This window comes from Microbacterium sp. NPDC078428, assembly GCF_044542535.1.
Classification (GTDB): domain Bacteria; phylum Actinomycetota; class Actinomycetes; order Actinomycetales; family Microbacteriaceae; genus Microbacterium; species Microbacterium limosum.
Genome location: NZ_JBITUP010000003.1, coordinates 205316 through 227616 on the forward strand (window position 1 = coordinate 205316; position 22301 = coordinate 227616).

Annotated in this window: 19 protein-coding genes and 1 tRNA gene; 7 read left to right on the plus strand and 13 right to left on the minus strand. The window is 69.4% G+C overall.

Annotated elements, in window-relative coordinates; genetic code table 11:
• Positions 1-31 precede the first annotated feature (31 nt).
• Positions 32-586, minus strand: coding sequence for an HdeD family acid-resistance protein (locus ACIGCK_RS07380; RefSeq protein WP_396665012.1), 555 nt, complete (start codon positions 584-586; stop codon positions 32-34).
• Positions 587-682: 96 nt separating this feature from the next.
• A complete protein-coding gene (locus tag ACIGCK_RS07385; protein ID WP_396665014.1) occupies positions 683-1603 on the minus strand; it encodes an AEC family transporter in 921 nt (306 codons plus the stop codon).
• 121 nt (positions 1604-1724) lie between these two features.
• On the opposite strand from ACIGCK_RS07385, the gene ACIGCK_RS07390 reads away from it, so the two are divergent.
• Genes ACIGCK_RS07390 through ACIGCK_RS07400 form a run of 3 tightly spaced genes read left to right on the plus strand, consistent with a single transcriptional unit; the run spans position 1725 to position 3339 of the window.
• Positions 1725-2315, plus strand: coding sequence for a sulfite oxidase-like oxidoreductase (locus ACIGCK_RS07390; protein ID WP_396665015.1), 591 nt, complete (start codon positions 1725-1727; stop codon positions 2313-2315).
• Positions 2312-3031, plus strand: a complete 720-nt coding sequence (locus ACIGCK_RS07395; RefSeq protein WP_396665016.1) for an FAD-binding oxidoreductase — start codon at positions 2312-2314, stop codon at positions 3029-3031. Before ACIGCK_RS07390 ends, ACIGCK_RS07395 begins: the two co-directional genes overlap by 4 nt.
• The gene (locus ACIGCK_RS07400) at positions 3031-3339 is read left to right on the plus strand and encodes a DUF6510 family protein (protein WP_396665018.1); all 309 of its coding nucleotides are present in this window, start codon (positions 3031-3033) and stop codon (positions 3337-3339) included. Before ACIGCK_RS07395 ends, ACIGCK_RS07400 begins: the two co-directional genes overlap by 1 nt.
• Positions 3340-3358: 19 nt before the next feature.
• On the opposite strand, the gene ACIGCK_RS07405 is transcribed toward ACIGCK_RS07400, so the two are convergent.
• Both ACIGCK_RS07405 and ACIGCK_RS07410 read right to left on the minus strand, forming a co-directional pair.
• Entirely contained in the window at positions 3359-3727 is a 369-nt protein-coding gene (locus ACIGCK_RS07405) for a GntR family transcriptional regulator (RefSeq protein ID WP_396665020.1), read from the minus strand.
• A 167-nt stretch (positions 3728-3894) separates the two neighbouring features.
• Complete coding sequence (locus tag ACIGCK_RS07410) at positions 3895-4488, minus strand: dihydrofolate reductase family protein (protein ID WP_396665021.1); 594 nt, start codon at positions 4486-4488, stop codon at positions 3895-3897.
• Positions 4489-4665: 177 nt separating this feature from the next.
• On the opposite strand from ACIGCK_RS07410, the gene ACIGCK_RS07415 reads away from it, so the two are divergent.
• Positions 4666-5088, plus strand: a complete 423-nt coding sequence (locus tag ACIGCK_RS07415; RefSeq protein ID WP_396665023.1) for a hypothetical protein — start codon at positions 4666-4668, stop codon at positions 5086-5088.
• 263 nt (positions 5089-5351) lie between these two features.
• Complete coding sequence (locus tag ACIGCK_RS07420) at positions 5352-5849, plus strand: hypothetical protein (protein WP_396665025.1); 498 nt, start codon at positions 5352-5354, stop codon at positions 5847-5849.
• Between the two features lie 19 nt (positions 5850-5868).
• Here the strand turns inward: ACIGCK_RS07420 and ACIGCK_RS07425 are convergent, their stop codons facing one another.
• From ACIGCK_RS07425 to polA, 4 genes are all read right to left on the minus strand, one after another.
• Positions 5869-6639: an SGNH/GDSL hydrolase family protein gene (locus tag ACIGCK_RS07425; protein ID WP_396665026.1), complete on the minus strand. Its 771-nt coding sequence runs from the start codon at positions 6637-6639 to the stop codon at positions 5869-5871.
• 137 nt (positions 6640-6776) lie between these two features.
• Entirely contained in the window at positions 6777-7829 is a 1053-nt protein-coding gene (locus ACIGCK_RS07430; protein ID WP_396665028.1) for an LLM class flavin-dependent oxidoreductase, read from the minus strand.
• Positions 7830-7917: 88 nt separating this feature from the next.
• Positions 7918-9594, minus strand: coding sequence for a DUF885 domain-containing protein (locus ACIGCK_RS07435; protein WP_396665030.1), 1677 nt, complete (start codon positions 9592-9594; stop codon positions 7918-7920).
• A 47-nt stretch (positions 9595-9641) separates the two neighbouring features.
• Positions 9642-12290 (minus strand): DNA polymerase I, encoded by a 2649-nt coding sequence (gene polA / locus ACIGCK_RS07440; protein WP_396665031.1) that lies wholly within the window; start codon positions 12288-12290, stop codon positions 9642-9644.
• A 78-nt stretch (positions 12291-12368) separates the two neighbouring features.
• Here polA and ACIGCK_RS07445 point away from each other — a divergent pair, with 78 nt between their 5' ends.
• Positions 12369-12797, plus strand: coding sequence for a hotdog fold thioesterase (locus ACIGCK_RS07445; RefSeq protein WP_330171926.1), 429 nt, complete (start codon positions 12369-12371; stop codon positions 12795-12797).
• Positions 12798-12857: 60 nt separating this feature from the next.
• Here the strand turns inward: ACIGCK_RS07445 and ACIGCK_RS07450 are convergent, their stop codons facing one another.
• Positions 12858-13478 (minus strand): response regulator, encoded by a 621-nt coding sequence (locus ACIGCK_RS07450; RefSeq protein ID WP_330171925.1) that lies wholly within the window; start codon positions 13476-13478, stop codon positions 12858-12860.
• A 40-nt stretch (positions 13479-13518) separates the two neighbouring features.
• Here ACIGCK_RS07450 and ACIGCK_RS07455 point away from each other — a divergent pair.
• Positions 13519-13601 (plus strand) — tRNA-Leu (locus ACIGCK_RS07455).
• A 103-nt stretch (positions 13602-13704) separates the two neighbouring features.
• Here ACIGCK_RS07455 and pyk read toward each other — a convergent pair.
• The 4 genes from pyk to lgt all read right to left on the minus strand — a co-directional run bounded on the left by pyk (position 13705) and on the right by lgt (position 22285).
• Entirely contained in the window at positions 13705-15153 is a 1449-nt protein-coding gene (gene pyk / locus ACIGCK_RS07460; RefSeq protein WP_396665034.1) for a pyruvate kinase, read from the minus strand.
• A gap of 69 nt (positions 15154-15222) precedes the next feature.
• The gene (locus tag ACIGCK_RS07465; RefSeq protein ID WP_396665036.1) at positions 15223-16689 is read right to left on the minus strand and encodes a glutamate synthase subunit beta; all 1467 of its coding nucleotides are present in this window, start codon (positions 16687-16689) and stop codon (positions 15223-15225) included.
• Positions 16682-21256, minus strand: a complete 4575-nt coding sequence (gene gltB, locus ACIGCK_RS07470) for a glutamate synthase large subunit (RefSeq protein ID WP_396665038.1) — start codon at positions 21254-21256, stop codon at positions 16682-16684. Before gltB ends, ACIGCK_RS07465 begins: the two co-directional genes overlap by 8 nt.
• 51 nt (positions 21257-21307) lie before the next feature.
• The gene (gene lgt, locus ACIGCK_RS07475) at positions 21308-22285 is read right to left on the minus strand and encodes a prolipoprotein diacylglyceryl transferase (protein ID WP_396665040.1); all 978 of its coding nucleotides are present in this window, start codon (positions 22283-22285) and stop codon (positions 21308-21310) included.
• Positions 22286-22301 lie beyond the last annotated feature (16 nt).

Sequence of the window (22301 nt, forward strand, 5' to 3'; positions counted from 1 at the left end):
CGTCTTCGCGGCGGGACCTGCCCGCAGCGGATCAGAGCGACTTGAAGGTGAAGGCGCGCACGATCTGCACGATGCCGAGCGCCACGAGCGAGATGCCGAGGATCCACCACAGCACGACCGCGCCCCACAGCGGGGCGAAGATCAGGATGATGCCCGCGATGATGCTCAGGACGGCGAAGAAGATCGTGAGGCCCTTCGACGCCGCGCCGCTCAGGGTCGTGAGCGCGACGACGCCCTCGACGATCCACATGATGCCGACGAGCAGGCCGAGGAACACCGCGAGCCACGCGGTGGTGGCGCCGAGGTTCGAGAGGGCGATGATGCCCGCGACCACGAAAAGGATGCCGAGCACGATGTGACCGATGCGCGACCACCCGCCCATGGCCTTCGAGAAGATGCCGAGTCCGGCGTAGACGAGGCCGCCGACGATCGCGTACACGGCGATGATGGCCGCGACCACCATTGCCGTGCGACCCGGCCAGACGAGGATCAGGATGCCGACGATGAGGGCGATGACGCCGCCCAGGCCGAGGGCGGTGCGGATGCCGTTGACGGCAGCCTTTTCGACGGGGATGTCGGTGCTCATGCGAGGGGCCTTTCTGGGAATGTGCTGGGAGTGGCCCCAGGCTATCGCTCGCGGGCGCCCAATGCTGGTCGGCCCCCGCCCGTGTCGGAGGCGACGTCAGCCGAGCAGGTACAGGGCGAGCAGCAGCACGGGCACGCAGCCGACGGTGGTGAGGAAGACCGTGTCGCGGGCGATCGTCTCGCCGACACCGTAGCGCTGGGAGTAGTTGAAGACGTTCTGCGCGGTGGGCAGCGCCGCGAGGACGACGACGACGAGCACGTCGGCGGGGGAGAGGCGGAAGACGAGCGCGGCGACGGCCCACGCGACCCCCGGCATCACGACGAGCTTGAGCGAAGCCGCCAGCAGGATGTCGCGACGCCGCCCCGACGGTGCCAGCACCCGCTGACCGTGAAGCGAGATGCCGTAGCTGATCAGCAGCACCGGCACGCACGCGTCGGCGATCAGCTGGGCGGGTTCGAGCACGAGAGGGGGAAGACGCACGCCGCTCACCGAGACGAGGGTGCCGAGGACCGAGCCGATCACGATGGGGTTGCCCACCGTGCGCAGCAGAAGCGCACGCACTCGGCGCACGCCGCTCGTCGCCGCCTCGAGGATCGCCATCGAGACGGGCGTGAAGGCCAGCAGCTGCATCAGGATGACCGGTGCGGGGAATGCCGCGCTTCCCAGCAGGTACAGCGAGAGCGGGATGCCGATGTTGTTGGAGTTCACCTGGCCCGAGGAGAGGGCGCCGATGAGCGTCTCCGAGACCGAGCGGCGCCAGAGGGCCCGGGCGATGAGCGCATAGACGACCATGACGGCGATCGCGGCGATCGCCGAGACGGGCAGCAGCGCGGAGAAGAGCATCCGGACGTCGGCCTGCGCCAGCACGACGAAGAGCAGGAACGGCGAGAGGACGTAGAAGATGAGCTTCGCCAGCACGGGTCGTGCGTGCTCGCCGAGCAGGTCGATCCGGCCGATGACCCACCCGACGAAGATCGCGAAGCCGATGACCGCGAACCCGGTGAGCGCATCGATCATGCGCTCGGCGGGGTGTGGCTCGTGCGCGGCATCCCCCCAGAGTAGTGAGGGAGGGAAGGAGTCTGTTCCGCGGTCTGCGGCGCGGATACTGTAGGTGCGTCAGCGGGCGATCGGAGGCGTCATGGCCGTGTTCTCACGTGGCTTCGGTGCGCGGAGGCGCGAGAGCGACCCGCGACTTGCTCCGGGGCAATACCTCACGACGGACTTCCCGGTGCTCTCCGCGGGGCCGACCCCGAGGCCCGACCTGGAGGAGTGGTCCTTCCTCCTCCGCACGGAAAAGGAAGAGCGGGCGTGGTCGTGGCGGGAGCTTCTCGCTCTGCCGGCCGAGGACGTGACGACCGACATCCACTGCGTCACACGCTGGTCCAAGCTCGACACCTCGTGGCGCGGCGTGTCGGTCGACACGCTCTTCGCGGACGTGCGGACCGATCGCGCATTCGCGATGGTGCACTCGTACGGCGGCTACACGACCAACCTGCCGCTGGAGGACCTTCTCGGCGGCAAGGCGTGGATCGCGTACGAGTTCGACGGAAGGCCGCTCGCCGCGGAGCACGGCGGGCCCGCCCGCCTCCTCGTGCCTCACCTGTACTTCTGGAAGAGTGCGAAGTGGGTGCAGGGTATCGAGCTGCGCGAACGTGACGACCCCGGCTTCTGGGAGCAGAACGGCTACCACCTACGCGGAGATCCCTGGCGGGAGGAACGCTACTGGTGAGCGGCGGCTGGCGAAGAGCCCGGATCGTCAGCGCGCGCGCCGTCACCCCCACCGCACGTGTGCTCGAAGTGCATGTCGAGGGGTGGCAGGGGAGTGCGCCCGGTCAGCATGTGGACGTGCGGCTCACCGCCGAGGACGGGTATCAGGCGGTGCGGTCCTATTCGCTCGCCGCTGCGGGCGACGGCGAGCGCATCGAGCTCGCGGTGGACGAGGTGGACGACGGGGAGGTGTCGCCCTACCTGGTACGCGACGTGCGGCCGGGTGACGAGCTCGAGGTGCTCGGTCCGCTCGGCGGCTACTTCGTATGGCGCCCGTCGACGCCAGGCCCGGTGCAGCTCATCGCGGGGGGATCGGGGATCGTCCCGCTGCGGGCGATCGCCCGCGCCCGCGTGCACGCGGAATCGGGTCAGCCGTTCCGTCTGCTGTACTCCGCGCGGAGTCCGGTAGACGCGATATATCGTGAGGACGTCGAAGTCATGGGGGAGCGAGGCATCTCCGTGACCTGGGTGTACACGCGCCAGGGACCGATCGGATGGCGCGGCCCTCTCGGCCGCCTCGACCGGGCGGCCGTCGCCGAGCACGTATGGCCTCCGGATCAGGGGGCCACGTTCTACGTCTGCGGCCCGACGGGATTCGTCGAGGTGACAGCGCGAGCGCTCGTGGAACTCGGCCATGATCCGGAGCGAGTGCGTACCGAGAGATTCGGAGGGGCGTGATGGATGCAGGACACCCGCGCACGGATCGTCAGGCGGCGCACGCCGCGCTGGTCGATGGGAACGCCGTGGCCGGCATCCTCGCGGACCTGCTGGCCGGCGACGCGACGGCGCTCGTGGCGACCTGCGGGGAATGCGGCGCGGAAGGCGTGCTGGCGGAGGCCTCGGTGGAGATGGACGCTCAGGCCGCGCTCGTGCGCTGCCGACACTGCACCCACACTCTGTTCACGGTGATCCGGACGGACGCGTTGCCGATTCTGCGCGTCGGAGCGCTGACCGAGCTGCGCCCTCGGGGCCACTCTCGACGATAGTCCGATAATGCCCATTATGTCAGTCCGGTCGGGAGAGCGCCGCGGCGACGATCCTCAGCCCCTCCTCCGGGTCGATCGACGAGGACCGAACCAGGTCCGCATACGCGACGGCCGCTCGCTGAACCTCGCGCCTCTCCGCATCCGCATCGAACGAGACGAAGGTGCCGTTGCGGCCGCGCGTCTCGACGACGCCGGCCGCCTCCAGCTCGCGGTACGCCCGCGCGACGGTTCCCGCCGCGACGCCGGCGTTCTCCGCGAGCTGCCGGACGGTGGGCAGCCGCTCCCCTGCAGTCATCCGCCCGTCACGGACGGCATCCGCGATCTGGGAGCGAAGCTGCTCGAACGGAGGAATCTGTGTCGTCGAGTCGACCGTGAAGGAGAGCGTCACGGGGGTCATTGTATCGCGTATTGTGTCAACAGTCGATGCACGCGGCGTGCGAGCGCCGCTCAGTACTCGTCGTCCACCGACCAGTCATCGCGCTGGTCGGACGAGATGATGCCCGCCGTCGGTGAGTCCGGCCCATAGCGGCGAAGGCGCACCGCGGCCGTGTGCCGCTACGAGCCCGTCACGTCGATCCCGGTGACTACCCCGTTCAGTGGTTCGACATCGAACTCCAGGCGTGCGAACTGGCCGACCGACCTCGCGGCGACGAGCCTCAGACGGTCGGATTCCAGTCGCCGGGGGAACAGCGGCGCGCCCGCGCCGAGCGCCACCGGTGCGATCGAGATCGAGATGCGGTCGAGGGCCCCGGCATCCAGGAACTGTCCTGCCAGATCTCCCCCGCCCACGATCCAGACATCACCGCCGGCGGCCGCCCGGCGGATGGCCGGGAGCGCCTCGACGACGGAGCCCCGGACGAAGCGCACGTCCGCGCCGGCCGGCACGGGGAGCTCGCGGGAGGTGAACACGAAGACCGGGACGTCGCCATAGAACTCGCGCCACTTCTCGGGATGCGCGAGCAGGTCGGTCTTGGCCAGCACCCACTCGTAGGTCGTCGATCCCTCGACCATGACGGTGTGCCCGGACGGCAGGAGATCGGCATCCGGCTCCTCGCCGCCGGCTACCGCGAAGAGCCACGCGAGGGAGCCGTCCCGGTCGGCGATGAAGCCGTCGAACGACGTCGCGGTGTCGTAGTGGAATCGCGTCATGCCGCGAGGTTACGACCATCCTCGGACGCTGTGGATAACCGGTGTCGATGCTCTCTGCGACGCTAGCGTGTCGCCATGGGGAGTCGACGGGCGGTGTGGGTCATGGGGGGCATCCTGTTGCTGGCGGGATGCGCGCCCACGCCGCCCGGCCCCTCCCCCGAGCCCAGCGTGGTGTTCATGACGGATGACGAGGCCTTCGCGGCTGCGGAAGCGACCTACCGCGCCTACGTCGATGCGCTCAACCAGGTGGACCTCAGCGATCCGAACACCTTCGAGGCGGTGTACGCCTGGACGACGGGTGAGGCGAATGCAAACGCGCGGGCAACGTTCTCGCGGATGCACGCGAATGGATGGGCGGTCGAGGGAACGACTTCCTTTGATGCACTTCCACCAGTCGTTCAAACCGGCGATGAGCTGGTCCTGAACATATGTCTCTCGGTCGGCAGCGTCGATGTAACGGACTCGTCTGGGCGCTCGATGGTCCCTCCCGACCGTCGTGACGATCAACCCTTACGAGTGTCGTTTGAACAGGCCTCAAGCGCCACGGGGCTACTCATTCGCGGTAGCGAAGCCTCCAACCATCCCTCATGCGTCGCATAGCAGCGTTCGCAGCGTCGCTATTGACACTTGGCGCAACGATGAGCAGCGTCCCAACCCCGCCATGCGGGGCGGAGAGCGCGTGGACGGCGTGCTCGGCGTCGACTGACGGAACGCAAGTCGACGTCGGGGCCAGTACGAGAAGCCCCGGTACACCGGGCGATTCGGGGAGCGGCCGGGAACCCGGCCCGGGCGGGCCGGGTTCGGGCGGTCAAGCCCCAGCCGCTCCCCCGTGCGCCAGCGCGCTCTGCCGTCCCGGGTACGGCGTGATCGGGCTCCCCGATGTCACGGCGGCCGACCTGGCCTCCTTCGTTCCGGCGGCGCCGTCGCTGACCGGAGAGCCCCTGGGGCTCGGCGTCGCCGGCATGCCGACGAACCTCGTGGCCGCGGCATCCACCCAGCTGCAGTCGGGACCGCTGCTGGGTTACGACGTGACCGTGCGATTCCGCCCGGTGGCGTACCGGTTCGACCACGGCGACGGATCGGGGGCGTCGCACCGGGCCGGCGGCGCGACGTGGGCCTCTCTCGGGCTTCCCGACTACGCCGCGACGGCGACGAGTCACACGTATGCCGCACCCGGCATCTACCGCGCGACGGCGACCGTCGTCTACGAGGCGCACGTGGATTTCGGGTCTGGCGCGTGGCGGTCCGTCGAGGGCAGCGTTACCTCGTCCGCGACGGCCTACGACGTGAGGGTCGTAGAGGTCCGCAGCGCGCTCGTCGCGCGGACGTGCCTCGAGGATCCAGCCGGTCCCGCCTGCTGAGCCGGTGCGGCGCCCGGCCTCACCCTGCGGCGGGGCCGGAGGGGTCGACCGGCGTCCATGCGGCGTACTTGGCCTCGCGGCCGTCTCCCGAAGACGTCCCCGTCAGGCGCCGGCGCAGCCACGGACCGACGTGCTCACGGTAGTAGCGCCAGCCGCGGGGGCCGGAGGCGGCATCCCAGGGCAGCTGCCACCAGTCCTCGGGTGCCGCGAGTCCGAGGGCGTCGAGCACCCGGGCCGCGACGCGGTGGTGACCGCGCGCGTTCATATGGAGCCGGTCGTGAGACCAGAAGGGCGCGGTCGACAGCTCGCCGTCCGGCCAGTTCAGGGCACGGACGACGTCGTCCCGACCCTCGGCTCGGCGCAGCACCGCCCGCGAAAGGGCATCGCCACGCCTCTGGATGAGTCCGCCGAGCGGCAGGTGCGGCGACGGGTTCGCGCCCGAGAGGAGGATGAGCGTGACGCCCTCCTCGTCGCACCGCTGCAGCACCCGGGTGAACGCATCGGCGATGTGCTCGATGTCGGCACGGGGCCGGAGCATGTCGTTGCCCCCGCCGTTGAACGACAGGTGCGTCGGCCGCAGGGCGAGCGCGGGCTCGAGCTGCTCCGCCACGATCGGCCAGATCAGCTTGCCCCGGATGGCGAGGTTGGCGTATTCGACGCGCGAACCCGTCGCGTTGGCCCAGCCCTGCGCCACCAGGTCCGCCCAGCCGCGCTGCCTGCCGTCGGGAAGGTCGTCGCCCACGCCCTCGCTGAATGAATCGCCGATCGCGACGTACCGCACGTGTGCCACTCCCCCAGCCTATGCGTGCCCCGGTCGTCACCCCCGGCGCGGCGAACTGGGGCAGGACACGTGCAGTGGGGCAGGTTACGACCTGCCCCACTGCACACAACCTGCCCCACAGGCGGCGAAGGGCGGGCGGATCGTGCCTACGCCCGCGTCGCCGGCGCCCCGGCGAGCAGCTCGTGCACGCGCGGGGCGACCTGCGTGCCGTAGAGCTCGATACTGCGCATCATCTTGGCGTGGGAGAGCGTGCCCGTCGAGAACTTCATGTCGAAGCGGGTCAGCCCCAGCTGGCTCACGGTCGTCGCGATCTTCCGGGCGACGGTCTCGGGCGAGCCGGCGTACACGGCGCCCTCCGGACCGACGTCCTGCTGGAAGCGCATGCGGTTGTAGGGGGGCCATCCCCGCTCGCGCCCGATCGTGTTGTGCATCGACTCGAAGCCCGGGAAGGCCTCCTCCCACGCCTGCTGGTCGGTGTCGGCGATGTGGCCCGGCGAGTGCACCCCCACGGGCAGGGCGGGCAGGCCCATCGCGTCGAGCGACCGGTGGTACAGGTCGACGAACGGACGGAAGCGCGCCGCGGGCCCTCCGATGATCGCGAGCATGAGCCCCAGGCCGTGGCGGGCGGCGCGCACGACGGACTCCGGACTACCGCCGACGCCGATCCACGCCTTGAGCCCGTTCTCCGTCTTGGGGTACACGTCGGCGTCGACGAGCGCCGCGCGGGTGCGCCCCTGCCAGCTGACCGGCTTCTCGGCCATGAGCTTCGTGAAGAGGTCGAGCTTCTCCTCGAAGAGCGTCTCGTAGTCGGAGAGCTCGTAACCGAACAGCGGGAAGGACTCGATGAACGATCCCCGACCGAGGATGACCTCCGCGCGCCCGTTCGAGATCGCATCCAGCGTCGCGAACCGCTCGAAGAGCCGCACCGGGTCGTCGCTGGAGAGCACCGTCACGGCCGTGCCGAGGTGGATCCGGCTCGTGCGTGCGGCGGCGGCCGCGAGCACGATCTCCGGGCTGGACACCGCGAAGTCCGGGCGATGATGCTCCCCCACCCCGAAGAACGACAGGCCGACCTGATCTGCGAGCTCCGCCTGCTCGACGACGTTTCGAATCGTCTGAGCGTGCGAGAGCAGTTCGCCGTCCTCGCCGCGCGTCACGTCTCCGAAAGTGTCCAGGCCCAGCTGTACGGGTGCGTTCATGATCCGCCTTTCCATTCACAAGCATAGAACGGATGCCGCGGCGAGATCATTCCCGCGGCGGCATCAGCGTGGCCGTGGCCGTGCCGGCCTAGCCGCGCCGCAGGGCGGTCGCCAGCGTGTCGAGCCCGACCCCGCCTACATCCAGCGCCCGCGTGTGGAACTCCTTGATGTCGAAGGCGTCGCCGCGGTCCGCGCGATACTGCTCGCGCACCTGCTCCCAGATGCGCTGCCCCACCTTGTAGGAGGGCGCCTGACCGGGCCAGCCGAGATAACGGTTCACCTCGAACCGCACGAACTCGTCGGGCATGTTGACGTTGCGCCGCATGAACGCCAGGGCGTAGTCGGCATCCCACACCCCTTGGCCGTCGGGGCGCGTCTTGCCGAGGTGCACCCCGATGTCGAGCACGACGCGGGCGGCGCGCATCCGCTGACCGTCGAGCATTCCCAGGCGGTCGGCCGGATCGTCCAGGTAGCCGAGCTCCTGCATGAGGCGCTCCGCGTACAGCGCCCATCCCTCCGCGTGGCCCGACGTCCCCGCGAGCAGGCGGCGCCACGAGTTCAGCTCCGCGCGGTTGTAGACCGCCTGCGCGATCTGCAGGTGGTGGCCGGGAACGCCCTCGTGATAGACCGTGGTCAGCTCGCGCCATGTGTCGAAGCTCTCCACGCCCTCCGGCACCGACCACCACATGCGTCCGGGGCGGGAGAAGTCGTCTGTCGGTCCCGTGTAGTAGATCCCGCCCTCCTTCGTGGGGGCGATCATGCACTCGAGCCGGCGGATCGGCTCGGGGATGTCGAAATGCGTCGCGCCGAGTTCCGCGACGGCCCTGTCGCTCGTCTCCTGCATCCACCGCTGCAGCGCTTCGGTGCCGTGCAGCTTCCGGGACGGGTCCGCCTCCAGGAAGGCGACCGCCTCCTCGACGGACGCGCCCGGAAGGATCTCCTGGGCGACCTCCTCCTGCTCGGCGACCATGCGGGCGAGCTCCTCGATCCCCCACTCATAGGTCTCATCCAGGTCGATGCTCGCGCCGAGGAAGCGGCGGGAGTGGAGGGCGTACAGGTCGCGCCCGACGGCGTCCTGCTCCCCGGCATCCGCCGCCAGTTCGGTGTGGAGGAAGTGGGCCAGCCCGTCGTAGGCGACCCGCGCCGCGCCGCTGCGATCGGCCAGCGCGCGGGCGAGCGATGCCGGCAGCTGCCCCTCGGCGGGCGATGCGCTCCCGACGAACTCCGCGAAGAACCCGGTGTCGGCCGTGTACCGTGCGATCTGAGCCGCGACCTCCGTGACCTGACGCCGCGCGGGCACGACGCCGTTCCGGGCACCCTCACGGAGTGACGCGATGTAGCCGCTGATCGCGTCGGGGAGGGCGGCCAGCCGCGCGGAGATCACCTCCCAGTCCTCGACCGTGTCGGTGGGCATCAGGTCGAACGCGGAGCGGATCTCCTGCGCGGGAGAGGCGATGACGTTGAGGTCCCGCAGGTGTGCGCGGTGCTCGTGGAGCTCGAGGGACAGACGCAGCTCCCCGCCGAGGTCGTCCTTCGTGACCCGGTCGATCTCGTCGACGGCGTCGGCCGCCTCGAGCGCCGTGAGCGTGGCGCGCGCCGCCGCGGCGTATTTCTCCGCACCCTCGGGCGAGAAGTCGTCGAATCGCCCGTTGTGCTCGAATCGTCCGATGTAGGTCGCGAGGATCGGCGAGAGGTCGGCGAGCGTGTCGACCCACGCCTCCGCGATCGTGTCGATCGGCGTGGAGGTCCGTTCAGATGCGGTCATGCGACGAGCCTAGCCAGGCCCGCCCGCCCGAGTGGGAGTCGGTGGGCTCAGTGAGCCGCCTCGTTCCAGTTCGCTCCGCGGCCGATCTGTACGTCCAGCGGCACCGACAGGTGCGCCGCGTCGCCCATCCTCTCGCGCACGATGCGCGCCGCGGCGTCCCACTCCCCCGGCGCGACCTCGACGACGAGCTCGTCGTGGATCTGCATCAGGATGCGCGAGCGCAGACCCTCTTCTCGCAGCGCGTCGTGGATGTGGAACAGCGCGATCTTCATGATGTCGGCGGCGCTGCCCTGGATCGGGGCGTTGAGTGCGGCACGCTCGGCGTTCTCGCGTAGCACCCGGTTCGGACTGCCGAGATCGGGGAACGGACGACGCCGGCCGAAGATCGTCTCGGTGTACCCGTCGATCCGAGCCTGAGCGACGGAGCCGCGCAGGTAGTCGCGTACCGCCCCGAAGCGCGCGAAGTACTCGGTCATGAGCTCCTTCGCCTCGGACTGCTCGATGCGCAGCTGCTTCGACAGGCCGAAGGCCGAGAGGCCGTACACGAGCCCGTAGGACATCGCCTTGACCTTGGTACGCATGGCGGGAGTGACATCGTCGGGTGACACGCCGAACACGCGCGCTCCGACGAAGCGATGGAGGTCCTCGCCGGAGTTGAACGCCTCGATGAGCCCCGGATCCTCGGAGAGGTGCGCCATGATGCGCATCTCGATCTGCGAGTAGTCGGCCGTGAGGAGCGCCTCGTATCCCTCCCCAACCTGAAAGGCCTCGCGGATGCGACGGGATTCGTCGGTGCGCACCGGGATGTTCTGCAGGTTCGGCTCCGTGCTCGAGAGCCGGCCGGTCTGGCTCCCCGTCTGCACGTAGGTCGTGTGGATGCGACCGTCCGGGGCGATCGCGACGTCGAGCGACTCGATGATCTGCCGCATCTTCGTCGCCTCGCGGTGCTGCAGCAGCAGGTCGAGGAACGGGTGGGGGTTGCTCTCCTGCAGATCCGCCAGGACCGCGGCATCCGTCGAGTATCCGGTCTTGGTCTTGCGGGTCTTCGGAAGCGCGAGCTCGTCGAACAGCACCTCCTGCAGCTGCTTCGGCGAACCCAGGTTGAACTCGCGGCCGATGATGCCGTACGCCTCGGCGGCGAGCGCCTCGGCCCGGGCACCGAGCTCGGCGGAGAAGCCGGACAGCCTGTCGTGCGACACGCTGACTCCCGCGAGCTCCATGTCGGCCAGCGCAGACAGCGTCGGCATCTCGATGTCGGCGAGCACGCGGCGCACCGGCTCCGGGGACTTCTCGCGCAGCGCGTCCGCGACGCGGAGGATGTACCACGCCTGCTGTCCCGGTGTGGCTCCGTCGGTCTCCGGGACGAGCTGGTTCGGATCGGCGACGGGAAGGCTCTCGCCGAGGTATCGCTCGACGAGATCGGCGAGGGACTTGTCGGGGAAACTCGGACGCAGCAGCCAGCCCGCGAGGAGGGTGTCGTAGACGACACCGTCGACGCGCGCCCCGGACCGACGGATCGCCTTCACCTGCGCCTTCGCGTCGTGCATGAGCTTCGGGGATGCCGAGGCGAGCCAGCCCTCGAACGCCGGCGACGCGCCGGCCCCGCCCGCCCAGGCGATCTCGACGGCTTCCGTCGCCGTCGCGAGTCCCGCGCGGTCGAGGGCCGTGGAGAAGGTGAGCGCGATCCCATCGGGATGGTTCGCGGTCGCGGCGTCGATCCAGTCGGCGAACTCGGCGTCCGAGACCTCTCGAGGGGCGGGCGCGGCCGGCGCGTCGGCCGAAGGCTCCGATCCGCCGGGCTGTTCGGCCCCGACTGCTTCGAAGACGCGGCTGAGGAGCGTGCGGAACTCGAGCCGAGCGAAGATGTCGCGCACGGCCTGCGCGTCGATCGCGCGCGCCTCGAGGTCGGCGGGGGTCACCGGCAGCTCGACGTCGGTGAGCAGGCGGTTCAGGGCGCGGTTGCGGCGGACGGCGTCCAGGTGCTCGCGCAGATTGCCGCCGACGACGCCCTTGATCTCGTCCGCCCGGGTCAGGAGCTCATCGAGCGAACCGAACTGGGTGAGCCACTTCACCGCCGTCTTCTCGCCGACCTTCGGCACGCCCGGCAGGTTGTCGCTCGTCTCGCCCACGAGCGCGGCGATGTCGGGGTACTGCTCGGGCGGGAGCCCGTACTTCTCGATCACCGCGGCCGGGTCGTAGCGCTTCAGCTGCGAGACCCCCTGCACGTTCGGGTACAGCAGGGTGACGTCGTCGGTGACGAGCTGGATCGTGTCGCGGTCGCCGGAGACGACGAGCACGTCGAAGCCGTCGGCCGCGCCCTGCGTGGCGAGCGTCGCGAGGATGTCGTCGGCCTCGATGTCCTCCTGCTGGAGGACGGGGATGTTCATGGCCGCGAGGCACTCCTGCAGGAGCGGGATCTGACCCTTGAACTCCGCGGGCGTCTCGCTGCGGTTCGCCTTGTATTCGGCGTACTCCCGCGTGCGGAACGACGTGCGGGAGGTGTCGAAGGCGACCGCCAGGTGGCTCGGGCGCTCGGCCTTGATGAGGTTGATGAGCATCGCCAGGAAGCCGTAGATGGCGTTCGTGTGCTGGTGGTCCTTCGTCGTGAAATTCTCGACGGGAAGGGCGAAGAAGGCCCGGTAGGCGAGCGAGTGGCCGTCGACGACCATGAGGGTAGGCTTTGCGGAGTCCGGCACCCCGACAGCTTAGTCAGCGCGTCCGACAGTGCCGATGCGGGTTCGTCCCGCCGTGTCACCCCGGCCCGAAGGAGCCCCATGTACGACGCCGCCGCTCATCCCTCCGCCCTCGAATGGGCCCGGTCGCGCGGCATCGGATCGCTGGCCCAGAAGATGGGGTTCGAGTGGGTGGAGTTCACCCCCGAACGCGCGGTCGCGACCATGCCCGTCGAGGGCAACACGCAGCCGGTCGGGCTCATGCACGGCGGCGCGTACGTCGTGCTCGGCGAGTCGCTCGGGTCGATGCACGCCAACCTTCATGCCGGCGCCGGTCGTCTCGCCGTCGGCGTCGACATCAACGCCACGCACACGCGCTCGGCGACCTCGGGACGCGTCACGGGCGTCTGCACGCCCCTGCACCTCGGGCGCAGCATGACGGTGCACGAGATCGTCGTGTCCGACGATGCCGGACGGCGCCTGTCGACCGTGCGCATCACCAACATGATCAAGGACGCCCCCGCACGCTGACGGCCGCGGCATCCGAGGACACCGCGGCCGTCGTCGCGAAGGCATGCCTCCGCGGGAGCGTCAGACCTTCTTGGGGGCGAGCTGTTCGATGATCGCCTTGGCGACATCCTGCATCGTGAGGCGCCGATCCATCGACGCCTTCTGGATCCAGCGGAACGCCTCGGGCTCCGACAGGCCCATCTTCTCGTTGAGGAGGCCCTTCGCACGGTCGACGAGCTTGCGGGTCTCGAAGCGCTCGACCATGTCGGCGACCTCGGCCTCGAGCGTGATGATCTGCTGGTAGCGACTCAGCGCGATCTCGATCGCCGGCAGCAGGTCGTTCGGCGTGAACGGCTTCACGACATAGGCGAGGGCACCCGCCTCGCTCGCGCGCTCGACGAGTTCCTTCTGGCTGAAGGCCGTCAGCAGCACGACGGGGGCGATGTGGTTCTTGTTGAGCTTCTCCGCCGCGCTGATGCCGTCGAGCACGGGCATCTTGACGTCCATGATCACGAGATCGGGACGCAGCTCGGTGGCGAGCTGGACGGCGGTCTCGCCGTCTCCCGCCTCGCCGACGACCTCGAAGCCGTTGTCGCGCAGGATCTCGACGATGTCGAGACGGATGAGCGATTCGTCCTCCGCGACGACGACGCGTCGCGGAGCGGATGCCGCGGGAGCCGCGGTCTGGTCTGGGTCAGTCACCCGCCAATCCTACGATATGGTCGATCCCGAGCGTGCCCGGGCCGGTGTGGCGGAATGGCAGACGCGACCGACTCAAACTCGGTTGCCCGAAAGGGCGTGTGGGTTCGACTCCCACCACCGGCACCCTGCCGAGGCGAGATCGCGCGCCTCGCACTCGCTCCGCACGACGATGGCGGCGGCATCCGCATGGATGCCGCCGCCATCGTCGTAGGCGGTGCAGGGAGAGCTACTCGCGCGTCTGGTAGATCGGGGCCGCGCCGTGCACGGCGTCGCCGACCTTGTGGACGCGGATGTCGTTGGTCGACCCGACGATTCCGGGAGGGGAACCGGAGATCACGACGACCTTGTCACCGACCTTCGCGAGGTCGTTCGAGAGCAGGTAGTCGTCCACCTGGATGAACATCCGGTCGGTGTGCGCCACGTGCTCGACGAGCGTGGACTGGATGCCCCAGGTCAGCGCCATGCGCCGGCGGATCGCCGGCTCGGGCGTGAACGCGAGCATCGGGATGTTCGGACGCAGCCGCGACATGCGGCGGGCCGAGTCGCCCGACTCGGTGAAGATGCAGAGGAACTTGGCCTCCACGAAATCGGCCACCTCGATCGCCGCGAGCGTGATCGCGCCGCCCTGCGTGCGGGGCTTGTTGGTGAGCTTCGCGATGCGGTCCAGGCCGTGCTCCTCGGTCGAGGCCACGATGCGGGCCATCGTCTCGACGACCACGACGGGGTACTCCCCCACGCTCGTCTCGCCCGAGAGCATGACGGCGTCCGCCCCGTCGAGCACGGCGTTGGCGACGTCGGAGGTCTCGGCGCGCGTGGGGACGGGGCTGTTGATCATCGACTCGAGCATCTGCGTCGCGACGATGACCGGCTTGGCCATCCGCCGCGAGAGCTCGACGGCGCGCTTCTGCACGATCGGCACGGCCTCGAGGGGCAGCTCGACACCGAGATCCCCACGAGCGACCATGATGCCGTCGAACGCGTCGACGATCTCTTCGAGGTTGTCGACCGCCTGCGGCTTCTCGATCTTGGCGATGATCGGGACGTGGCGTCCCTCCTCCGCCATGATCACGTGCGCGCGCTGCACGTCCTTCGCGCTGCGCACGAACGAGAGCGCGATGATGTCGGCGCCGATGCGCAGGCCCCAGCGCAGGTCGGCCTCGTCCTTCTCGCTCAAGGCGGGGACGTTGACCGCGACGCCGGGCAGGTTGATGCCCTTGTTGTTGGACACCGTTCCGGCGACGACGACCTCGGTGGTCACGACGGTGCCGTCGGTCTCGAGGACCTTCACGCGCACCTTGCCGTCGTCGATGAGGAGGAAGTCGCCGGGTCGCACGTCCTGGGGCAGACCCTTAAAGGTCGTGGAGCAGATCTCCTTGGTGCCGGGGATGTCCTCGACGGTGATCTTGAAGATGTCGCCGACCGCCAGCTCGTGCGGTCCGTCGGCGAAGCGTCCGAGGCGGATCTTCGGTCCCTGCAGGTCGACGAGAACGGCCACCGGCCGGCCCGCGTCATCCGCAGCCTTGCGCACGTTGGCGAAGTTGTTCTCGTGCACGGTGTAGTCGCCGTGGCTGAGGTTGAACCGTGCGACGTCGACGCCGGCCTCGATGATCGCCCGTACCGACTCATAGGTCGACGTGGCCGGTCCGAGGGTGGCGACGATCTTGGCGCGTCTCATCGTGTTGGAGCTCCAGGGGATCGTTGTTTCGGGGGGGGGTGGTGTGGACGCGAGAGCGCCCGGGTCAGCCTACGCGGGCTGCAGGCCGATCGCGACGTCCGTGGGGCGGACGGGCGAGGGCAGTTCGGTGTGGCCCATGAGGTAGGCGTCGACGCTCGCGGCGGCCGCGCGGCCCTCCGCGATCGCCCAGACGATCAGCGACTGTCCGCGGCCGGCGTCGCCGGCGACGAAGACGCCCGGGATGGACGTCTGGTAGTGGCCGTCGCGCTCGACGTTGCCCCTCGTGGTGAAGGGGGCGCTCAGCTGGGAGGCGAGCGTGTCGCCCTCCGGCCCCGTGAAGCCCATCGCGATGAGCACGAGGTCGGCGGGGATCTCGCGCTCGGTGCCGCTCTTGGGCACCCGCCGGCCGTCGACGAACTCCGTCTCCGCGACGCGCAGCGCGCGGACCTCGCCCGCGGCGTTTCCGAGGAACTCGACCGTGGAGGCGAGATACATCCGCTCGCCGCCCTCCTCGTGCGCCGAGGACACCTCGAAGATCGTCGGCGTCATGGGCCAGGGGTGCGCATCGGTGCGGGATTGCGGGGGCTGGACGCCGATCGCGAGGTTCGTCACGCTCAGCGCGCCGTGGCGGTGCGCGGTTCCGATGCAGTCGGCCCCGGTGTCGCCGCCGCCGATCACGACGACGTGCTTGCCCTCCGCCGTGATCTGATTCGGCACGGTGTCGCCGGCGACCGCGCGGTTCGACTCCACCAGGTACTCCATCGCGAAATGGACGCCTGCCAGGTCTCGACCGGGGATCGGGAGGTCGCGGGGAACGGTCGAGCCCGTGGCCACCACGACGGCGTCGTAGCGCGAGCGCAGGTCATCCCAGGAGATGTCCTTGCCGATCTCCACGCCCGCGCGGAAGCGGGTTCCCTCGTCCTGCATCTGGCGCAGGCGCGACTCGAGCCGCCGCTTCTCCATCTTGAAGTCGGGGATGCCGTAGCGCAGCAGGCCGCCGATGCGGTCGTCCCGCTCGTACACCGCGACCGTGTGGCCGGCGCGCGTGAGCTGCTGGGCGGCGGCGAGTCCCGCGGGCCCCGATCCCACGACGGCGACCGTCTTCCCCGTCAGGCGTCCGGGCGGCTCGGGCTCGACCCATCCGTTCGCGAACGCCTCGTCGATGATCGAGACCTCGATCTGCTTGATCGTGACGGCGGGCTGGTTGATCCCGAGCACGCACGAGCTCTCGCACGGAGCGGGGCAGAGCGTGCCCGTGAACTCCGGGAAGTTGTTCGTCGCGTGCAGCCGCTCGATCGCCGAGCGGCCCTCGCCGCGCCACGTCAGGTCGTTCCACTCGGGGATGAGGTTGCCGAGCGGGCACCCCTTGTGGCAGAACGGGATGCCGCAGTCCATGCAACGGCCGGCCTGCCGACGCAGCACGGCGGAGTCGCCGGGCTCGTAGACCTCTTTCCAGTCCATGATGCGCACGGGCACGGGCCGGCGAGCCGGCAGTTCACGCTCCGTGACCTTGAGGAAGCCCTTGGGGTCAGCCACCGGTCACCTCCAGGATTCGGGTCCAGACGACGTCGCTGTCGGGGTCCAGCCCCTCGGCGACCGCCTTCTGACGGGTTTGCAGGACGGCCGCGTAGTCGCGCGGCAGAACGCGGACGAAGTTCGACGCTTCGGCGTCGAAGTCCGCGAGGAGGTCCGCGGCCAGCGTCGAGCCGGTCTCCGACACGTGCTGCTCGAGCAGGTCGCGGAGGATCTCGACGTCGCCGGAGCCGAGCTCCTTCAGCTCCAGCTCGCCGGAGGCGAGGGCCTCGCGGTTCACCAGCGCCTCGTCGAGCTTGTACACGTAGGCCGTGCCGCCGGACATGCCCGCACCGAGGTTGCGGCCGGTTGCGCCGAGGATGACGGCGAGACCGCCGGTCATGTACTCGAGCGCGTGGTCGCCCACGCCTTCCACGACGGCCGTGGCGCCGGAGTTCCGCACGAAGAAGCGCTCCCCCACCACACCGCGCAGGAACATCGTCCCCTGCGTGGCGCCATAGCCGATCACGTTGCCGGCGATGACGTTCTGCGACGCGTCGAAGGTCGCGCCCCGGGGCGGCCGGATGACGATCTGGCCGCCCGAGAGCCCCTTGCCGACGTAGTCGTTGGAGTCGCCCTCGAGGCGCAGCGTGATGCCCGCGGGCATGAAGGCGCCGAACGACTGGCCGGCGGAACCCCGGAGGTTGACCGTGATCGATCCGGCAGGCAGGCCGTTCTCGCCGTGCGCGAGCGTCACCCGGTGGCCGAGCATCGTTCCCACCGCGCGTTCGGTGTTGCGGATCGGGAGGTCGATGCTCACCTCGCCGCCGTGCGCGATCACGTCCTGCGCGCGCTCGATGAGCTGCACGTCGAAGTGCTCGTCGAGCTCGTGCGCCTGCGCCCGGGCGTGCCGGCGCGGTTCGTCCTCGGCGAAGGCGATTCCGCGCAGGATCGGCGAGAGGTCGAGGCCGCTCGCCTTCCAGTGCGCGATCGCGCCCTCGACATCCAGCATCTCGTGATGCCCGACGGCCTCGTCGATCGAGCGGAAGCCGAGCTCCGCCAGGTACTCCCGCACCTCTTCCGCGATGAACTCCATGAAGTTCACGACGAACTCCGGCTTGCCCGTGAAGCGCTTTCGCAGTTCGGGGTTCTGGGTCGCGACGCCCACGGGGCACGTGTCCAGGTGGCAGACGCGCATCATGATGCAGCCCTCGACGACGAGCGCCGTCGTGGCGAATCCGAACTCCTCGGCGCCCAGAAGCGCCGCGATCACGACGTCTCGGCCGGTCTTCAGCTGACCGTCGACCTGCACCACCACGCGGTCGCGCATGCCGTTGATCATCAGCGTCTGCTGGGTCTCGGCGAGTCCCAGCTCCCACGGCGTGCCGGCGTGCTTGAGCGAGTTCATGGGGCTCGCGCCGGTGCCGCCGTCGTGCCCCGAGACGAGGATGACGTCGGAGAGCGCCTTGGCGACACCCGCAGCCACCGCTCCGATGCCCGACTGGCTCACGAGCTTCGTGTGGATGCGGGCGCTCGGGTTCGACCGTTTGAGGTCGAAGATGAGCTGCTTGAGGTCTTCGATCGAGTAGATGTCGTGGTGCGGCGGCGGGGAGATGAGCCCCACGCCGGCGGTGGCGTGACGGGTGCGCGCGACCCAGGGGTACACCTTCGTCGGGGGCAGCTGTCCGCCCTCGCCGGGCTTGGCGCCCTGCGCGAGCTTGATCTGGATGTCCTCGGCGTGGGTGAGGTACATGCTCGTCACACCGAAGCGACCCGAGGCGACCTGCTTGATCGCGCTGCGGCGCTCGGGGTCGAGGAGCCTGTCGACGTCCTCTCCGCCCTCGCCGGTGTTCGACTTGCCGCCCAGGCGGTTCATGGCGATCGCCAGCGTCTCGTGGGCCTCCTTGGAGATGGAGCCGTAGCTCATCGCCCCGGTCTGGAACCGCTTCACGATCGACGCGACCGACTCCACCTCGTCCAGCGGCACGGGCGGGCGCTCACCCGTGCGCAGGCGGAACATCCCGCGCAGCGTGTTGAGCTCGTTCGCCTGGTCGTCGACGAGCTTGGTGTACTCGCGGAAGATGTCGTACCGCCGCGTCCGGGTCGCGTGCTGCAGGCGGAACACCGTGTCCGGGTTGAACAGGTGGGGGGCGCCGTCGCGGCGCCACTGGTACTCCCCGCCGGTCCAGAGGCGTTCGTGCGCGCGCACCGCGGCATCCTCGGGATACGCGTAGGCGTGTCGCGCGGCGTTCTCGGCGGCGACGACGTCGATGCCGACGCCGCCGAGCTTCGACTCCGTGCCGGTGAAGTAGGTGTCGACGAACTCCTGCGAGAGGCCGACGGCCTCGAACACCTGGGCGCCGGCGTACGAGGACACCGTCGAGATGCCCATCTTCGACATGATCTTCAGCACGCCCTTGCCCAGGGCGTAGATCAGGTTCTTGACGGCCTTCTCCGGAGTCACGCCGCTGATGAAGCCGGCGCGCACGAGGTACTCGACGGTCTCCATGGCCAGATAGGGGTTCACGGCCGATGCGCCGTAGCCGATGAGCGTCGCGACGTGGTGCACCTCGCGCACGTCGCCGGCCTCGACGACGAGGCCCACCTTCATCCGCGTCTCGCGCCGGATCAGGTGGTGGTGCACGGCGGCCACGAGCAGCAGCGACGGGATCGGCGCGAGGTCCTTGTTCGAGTCGCGGTCGGAGAGCACGATGAACTCCGCGCCGTCCTCGATCGCCTGGTCGACCTCGCTGCAGATCTGCGCGATGCGCTTCTCCAGCCCCTTCTTGCCCGCCTCGACGCGGTAGAGACCGCGGATCGTGACGGAGGTGCGACCGGGCAACGCCGTGTCGATGTGCTGGATCTTGGCGAGCTCGTCGTTGTCGATCACCGGGAAGTCGAGCGTGACGTTGCGGGCGTGGTCCGCGCCCCACGACAGCAGGTTCGGCTCGGGCCCGAGCCCCATCCGAAGGCTCGTGACGACCTCTTCGCGGATCGAGTCCAGCGGCGGATTGGTGACCTGCGCGAACTGCTGCACGAAGTAGTCGAAGAGCAGGCGGGGGCGCTCGGCGAGAACGGCGATGGGGGTGTCCGACCCCATGGCTCCCAGAGGCTCCGTGCCCGTCTGTCCCATCGGGGTCAGGAGGATGCGCACCTCCTCCTCGGTGTACCCGAACGTGCGCTGACGCCGGGTGATGGAGGCGATGGGGTGCACGATGTGCTCGCGCTCGGGAAGATCCGCCAGGCGCACGGTGCCCTTGTCGAGCCACTGCTGCCAGGGGTGCAGCGTCGCGAGCTGCTTCTTGATCTCGTCATCCTCGACGATGCGGCCGGCGGCCGTGTCGACGAGGAACATCCGGCCGGGGCGAAGGCGCCCGCGCCGCCTGATCCGCTCGGGCTCGATGTCGAGCACGCCCGTCTCGCTGCCGATGACGATGAGGCCGTCGGTGGTCTCGGTCCAGCGGCCGGGACGCAGGCCGTTGCGGTCCAACGTCGCGCCCACGAGGGTGCCGTCGGTGAAGATGAGGGCCGCAGGCCCGTCCCACGGCTCCATCTGCATGGAGTGGTAGTCGTAGAACGCCCGCAGGTCGGGGTCCATGTCGGCCTGCTTCTCGTAGGCCTCGGGCACCATCATCATGATCGCGTGGGGAAGGCTGCGGCCCGTCAGGGTCAGCAGCTCGAGCACCTCGTCGAAGGATGCCGAGTCGCTCGCTCCGGGCGTGCAGATCGGCAGCAGGGGCTTGACGTCGCCGAGCAGCTCGGATTCGAGCTGGGACTGGCGAGCCCGCATCCAATTGCGGTTTCCCTTGACGGTGTTGATCTCGCCGTTGTGCGCCAGCATGCGCAGCGGCTGCGCGAGCGGCCACGACGGGAAGGTGTTGGTGGAGTACCGCGAGTGCACGACCGCGAGCTCCGACGCGAAGCGCTCGTCCTGCAGGTCGGGGTAGAACGGCTCGAGCTGCAGGGTCGTCACCATGCCCTTGTAGCCGAGCGTGCGCGCGGAGAGCGAGACGAAGTAGGCGTCGAGCTCGTGGCGCGCGCGCTTGCGCAGTCGGTAGACGCGACGGTCGAGGTCGATCCCCGACAGGGCGGGCTGGTCGCCCACCGCGGGGCGCGAGACGAAGAGCTGCTCGAACGCGGGGCGCGCCTCGAAGGCGAGCTTTCCGAGGTGCCGCTCGTCGACGGGCACTTCGCGCCATCCGAGGATGACGAGGTTCTCGCTCTGGGCGATCTTCTCCACGCCGGCCTTCAGGCTCGCGCGTGCGTCGTCGTCCCGCGGCAGGAACGCCATCCCGACCGCGTACTCGCCCTTGGCGGGCAGGTCGAAGTCCACGACGGCGCGCAGGAACTCGTCGGGGATCTGCGTCAGGATGCCGGCGCCGTCGCCCGTGCCGGCATCGGAGCCGATCGCGCCGCGGTGCTCGAGATTGCGGAGCGCGGTCAGCGCCTGGTCGATGATGTCGTGGCCCGGCGTGCCGCGCAGGGTCGCGACCATCGCCAGACCACAGGCGTCCTTTTCGAAATCGGGGTTGTACATCCCCTGCTTCGAGGGGATTGTGCTGCGCTCGCCGAAGAGAGGGCTCGCGGCCATATCAACCGTCCTCACTGGTGGTGCTAGATGGGACGCCGTCGGCCCGGATGCTCATTTGGTGGCGGCTGAGCTTGTGGCTTCTGCTCCGCTGTCGAGTTCATTCGCGGGCGGTTCGCTCACGTCCACGAACTCCGTGATGTCCTCCGATTGTACCGCAGCCGCCGTTCCGGGCCGCTCGCGGCCGGGAACGTAGGGGCTCGGCTCGAGGCCCGGGTGACGGCGCTTCTGGACGATCATGATGGCGAGCCCGAGCAGGACCCCCGCGACCGCGGCCCACACGTTCGTGCGGATGCCGAAGAAGATCTCGCTCGGGTCGATGCGGATCGACTCCCACACGATGCGACCTGCGCTGTACCAGACGAGGTAGAGGCCGAACAGGCGGCCCCACTGCAGGCCCAGGCGCGCGCCGACCCACAGCAGCACGCAGACGCCGGCGACGTTCCAGATCACCTCGTAGAGGAACGTGGGGTGGAAGAGGGTGCCCTCAGGCAGGCCCGCGGGGATCGCGGCGTTGCCTGGATCGATCTCGAGACCCCACGGAAGGTCGGTGGGCAGGCCGAAGAGCTCCTGGTTGAACCAGTTGCCGAAGCGGCCGATCGCCTGGGCGAGCAGGATTCCGGGAGCCAGGGCGTCGGCGAAGGTCCAGAACCGGATGCCCGTCCAGCGGCACCCCAGCCACGCTCCGACCGCGCCGCCCATGAGGGCGCCGTAGATCGCGATGCCGCCCTCCCAGATGAAGAACACCGCCCAGATGTTGGTGCCCTCGCCGAAGTAGAAGCCGGGGTGCGTGACTACGTGGTAGATGCGCGCGCCGATGATCGCGAGGACGACGGCGGGCAGGCCGATGTCCAGGACCACCCACGGCTCCGCACCGCGCCTGGTGAGGCGATGGTTGGTCAGCAGCGTCGCGACGATGATGCCCGTGATGATGCAGAGCGCGTAGAAATGGATGCGCAACGGCCCCAGATCGACATAGCTGATCGAGGGGCTCGGGATGCTCGCGAAGATGTCGAGCGCGGAAGACAGCATGACGGAGATTCTATCG

Bases quoted from the DNA above. Each gene is read 5' to 3' on its own strand.
- ACIGCK_RS07380 (WP_396665012.1), bottom strand. From the start codon at position 586: ATGAGCACCGACATCCCCGTCGAAAAGGCTGCCGTCAACGGCATCCGC.
- ACIGCK_RS07385 (WP_396665014.1), bottom strand. From the start codon at position 1,603: ATGATCGATGCGCTCACCGGGTTCGCGGTCATCGGCTTCGCGATCTTC.
- ACIGCK_RS07390 (WP_396665015.1), top strand. From the start codon at position 1,725: ATGGCCGTGTTCTCACGTGGCTTCGGTGCGCGGAGGCGCGAGAGCGAC.
- ACIGCK_RS07400 (WP_396665018.1), top strand. From the start codon at position 3,031: ATGGATGCAGGACACCCGCGCACGGATCGTCAGGCGGCGCACGCCGCG.
- ACIGCK_RS07410 (WP_396665021.1), bottom strand. From the start codon at position 4,488: ATGACGCGATTCCACTACGACACCGCGACGTCGTTCGACGGCTTCATC.
- ACIGCK_RS07415 (WP_396665023.1), top strand. From the start codon at position 4,666: ATGACGGATGACGAGGCCTTCGCGGCTGCGGAAGCGACCTACCGCGCC.
- ACIGCK_RS07430 (WP_396665028.1), bottom strand. From the start codon at position 7,829: ATGAACGCACCCGTACAGCTGGGCCTGGACACTTTCGGAGACGTGACG.
- ACIGCK_RS07435 (WP_396665030.1), bottom strand. From the start codon at position 9,594: ATGACCGCATCTGAACGGACCTCCACGCCGATCGACACGATCGCGGAG.
- ACIGCK_RS07445 (WP_330171926.1), top strand. From the start codon at position 12,369: ATGTACGACGCCGCCGCTCATCCCTCCGCCCTCGAATGGGCCCGGTCG.
- pyk (WP_396665034.1), bottom strand. From the start codon at position 15,153: ATGAGACGCGCCAAGATCGTCGCCACCCTCGGACCGGCCACGTCGACC.
- gltB (WP_396665038.1), bottom strand. From the start codon at position 21,256: ATGGCCGCGAGCCCTCTCTTCGGCGAGCGCAGCACAATCCCCTCGAAG.
- lgt (WP_396665040.1), bottom strand. From the start codon at position 22,285: ATGCTGTCTTCCGCGCTCGACATCTTCGCGAGCATCCCGAGCCCCTCG.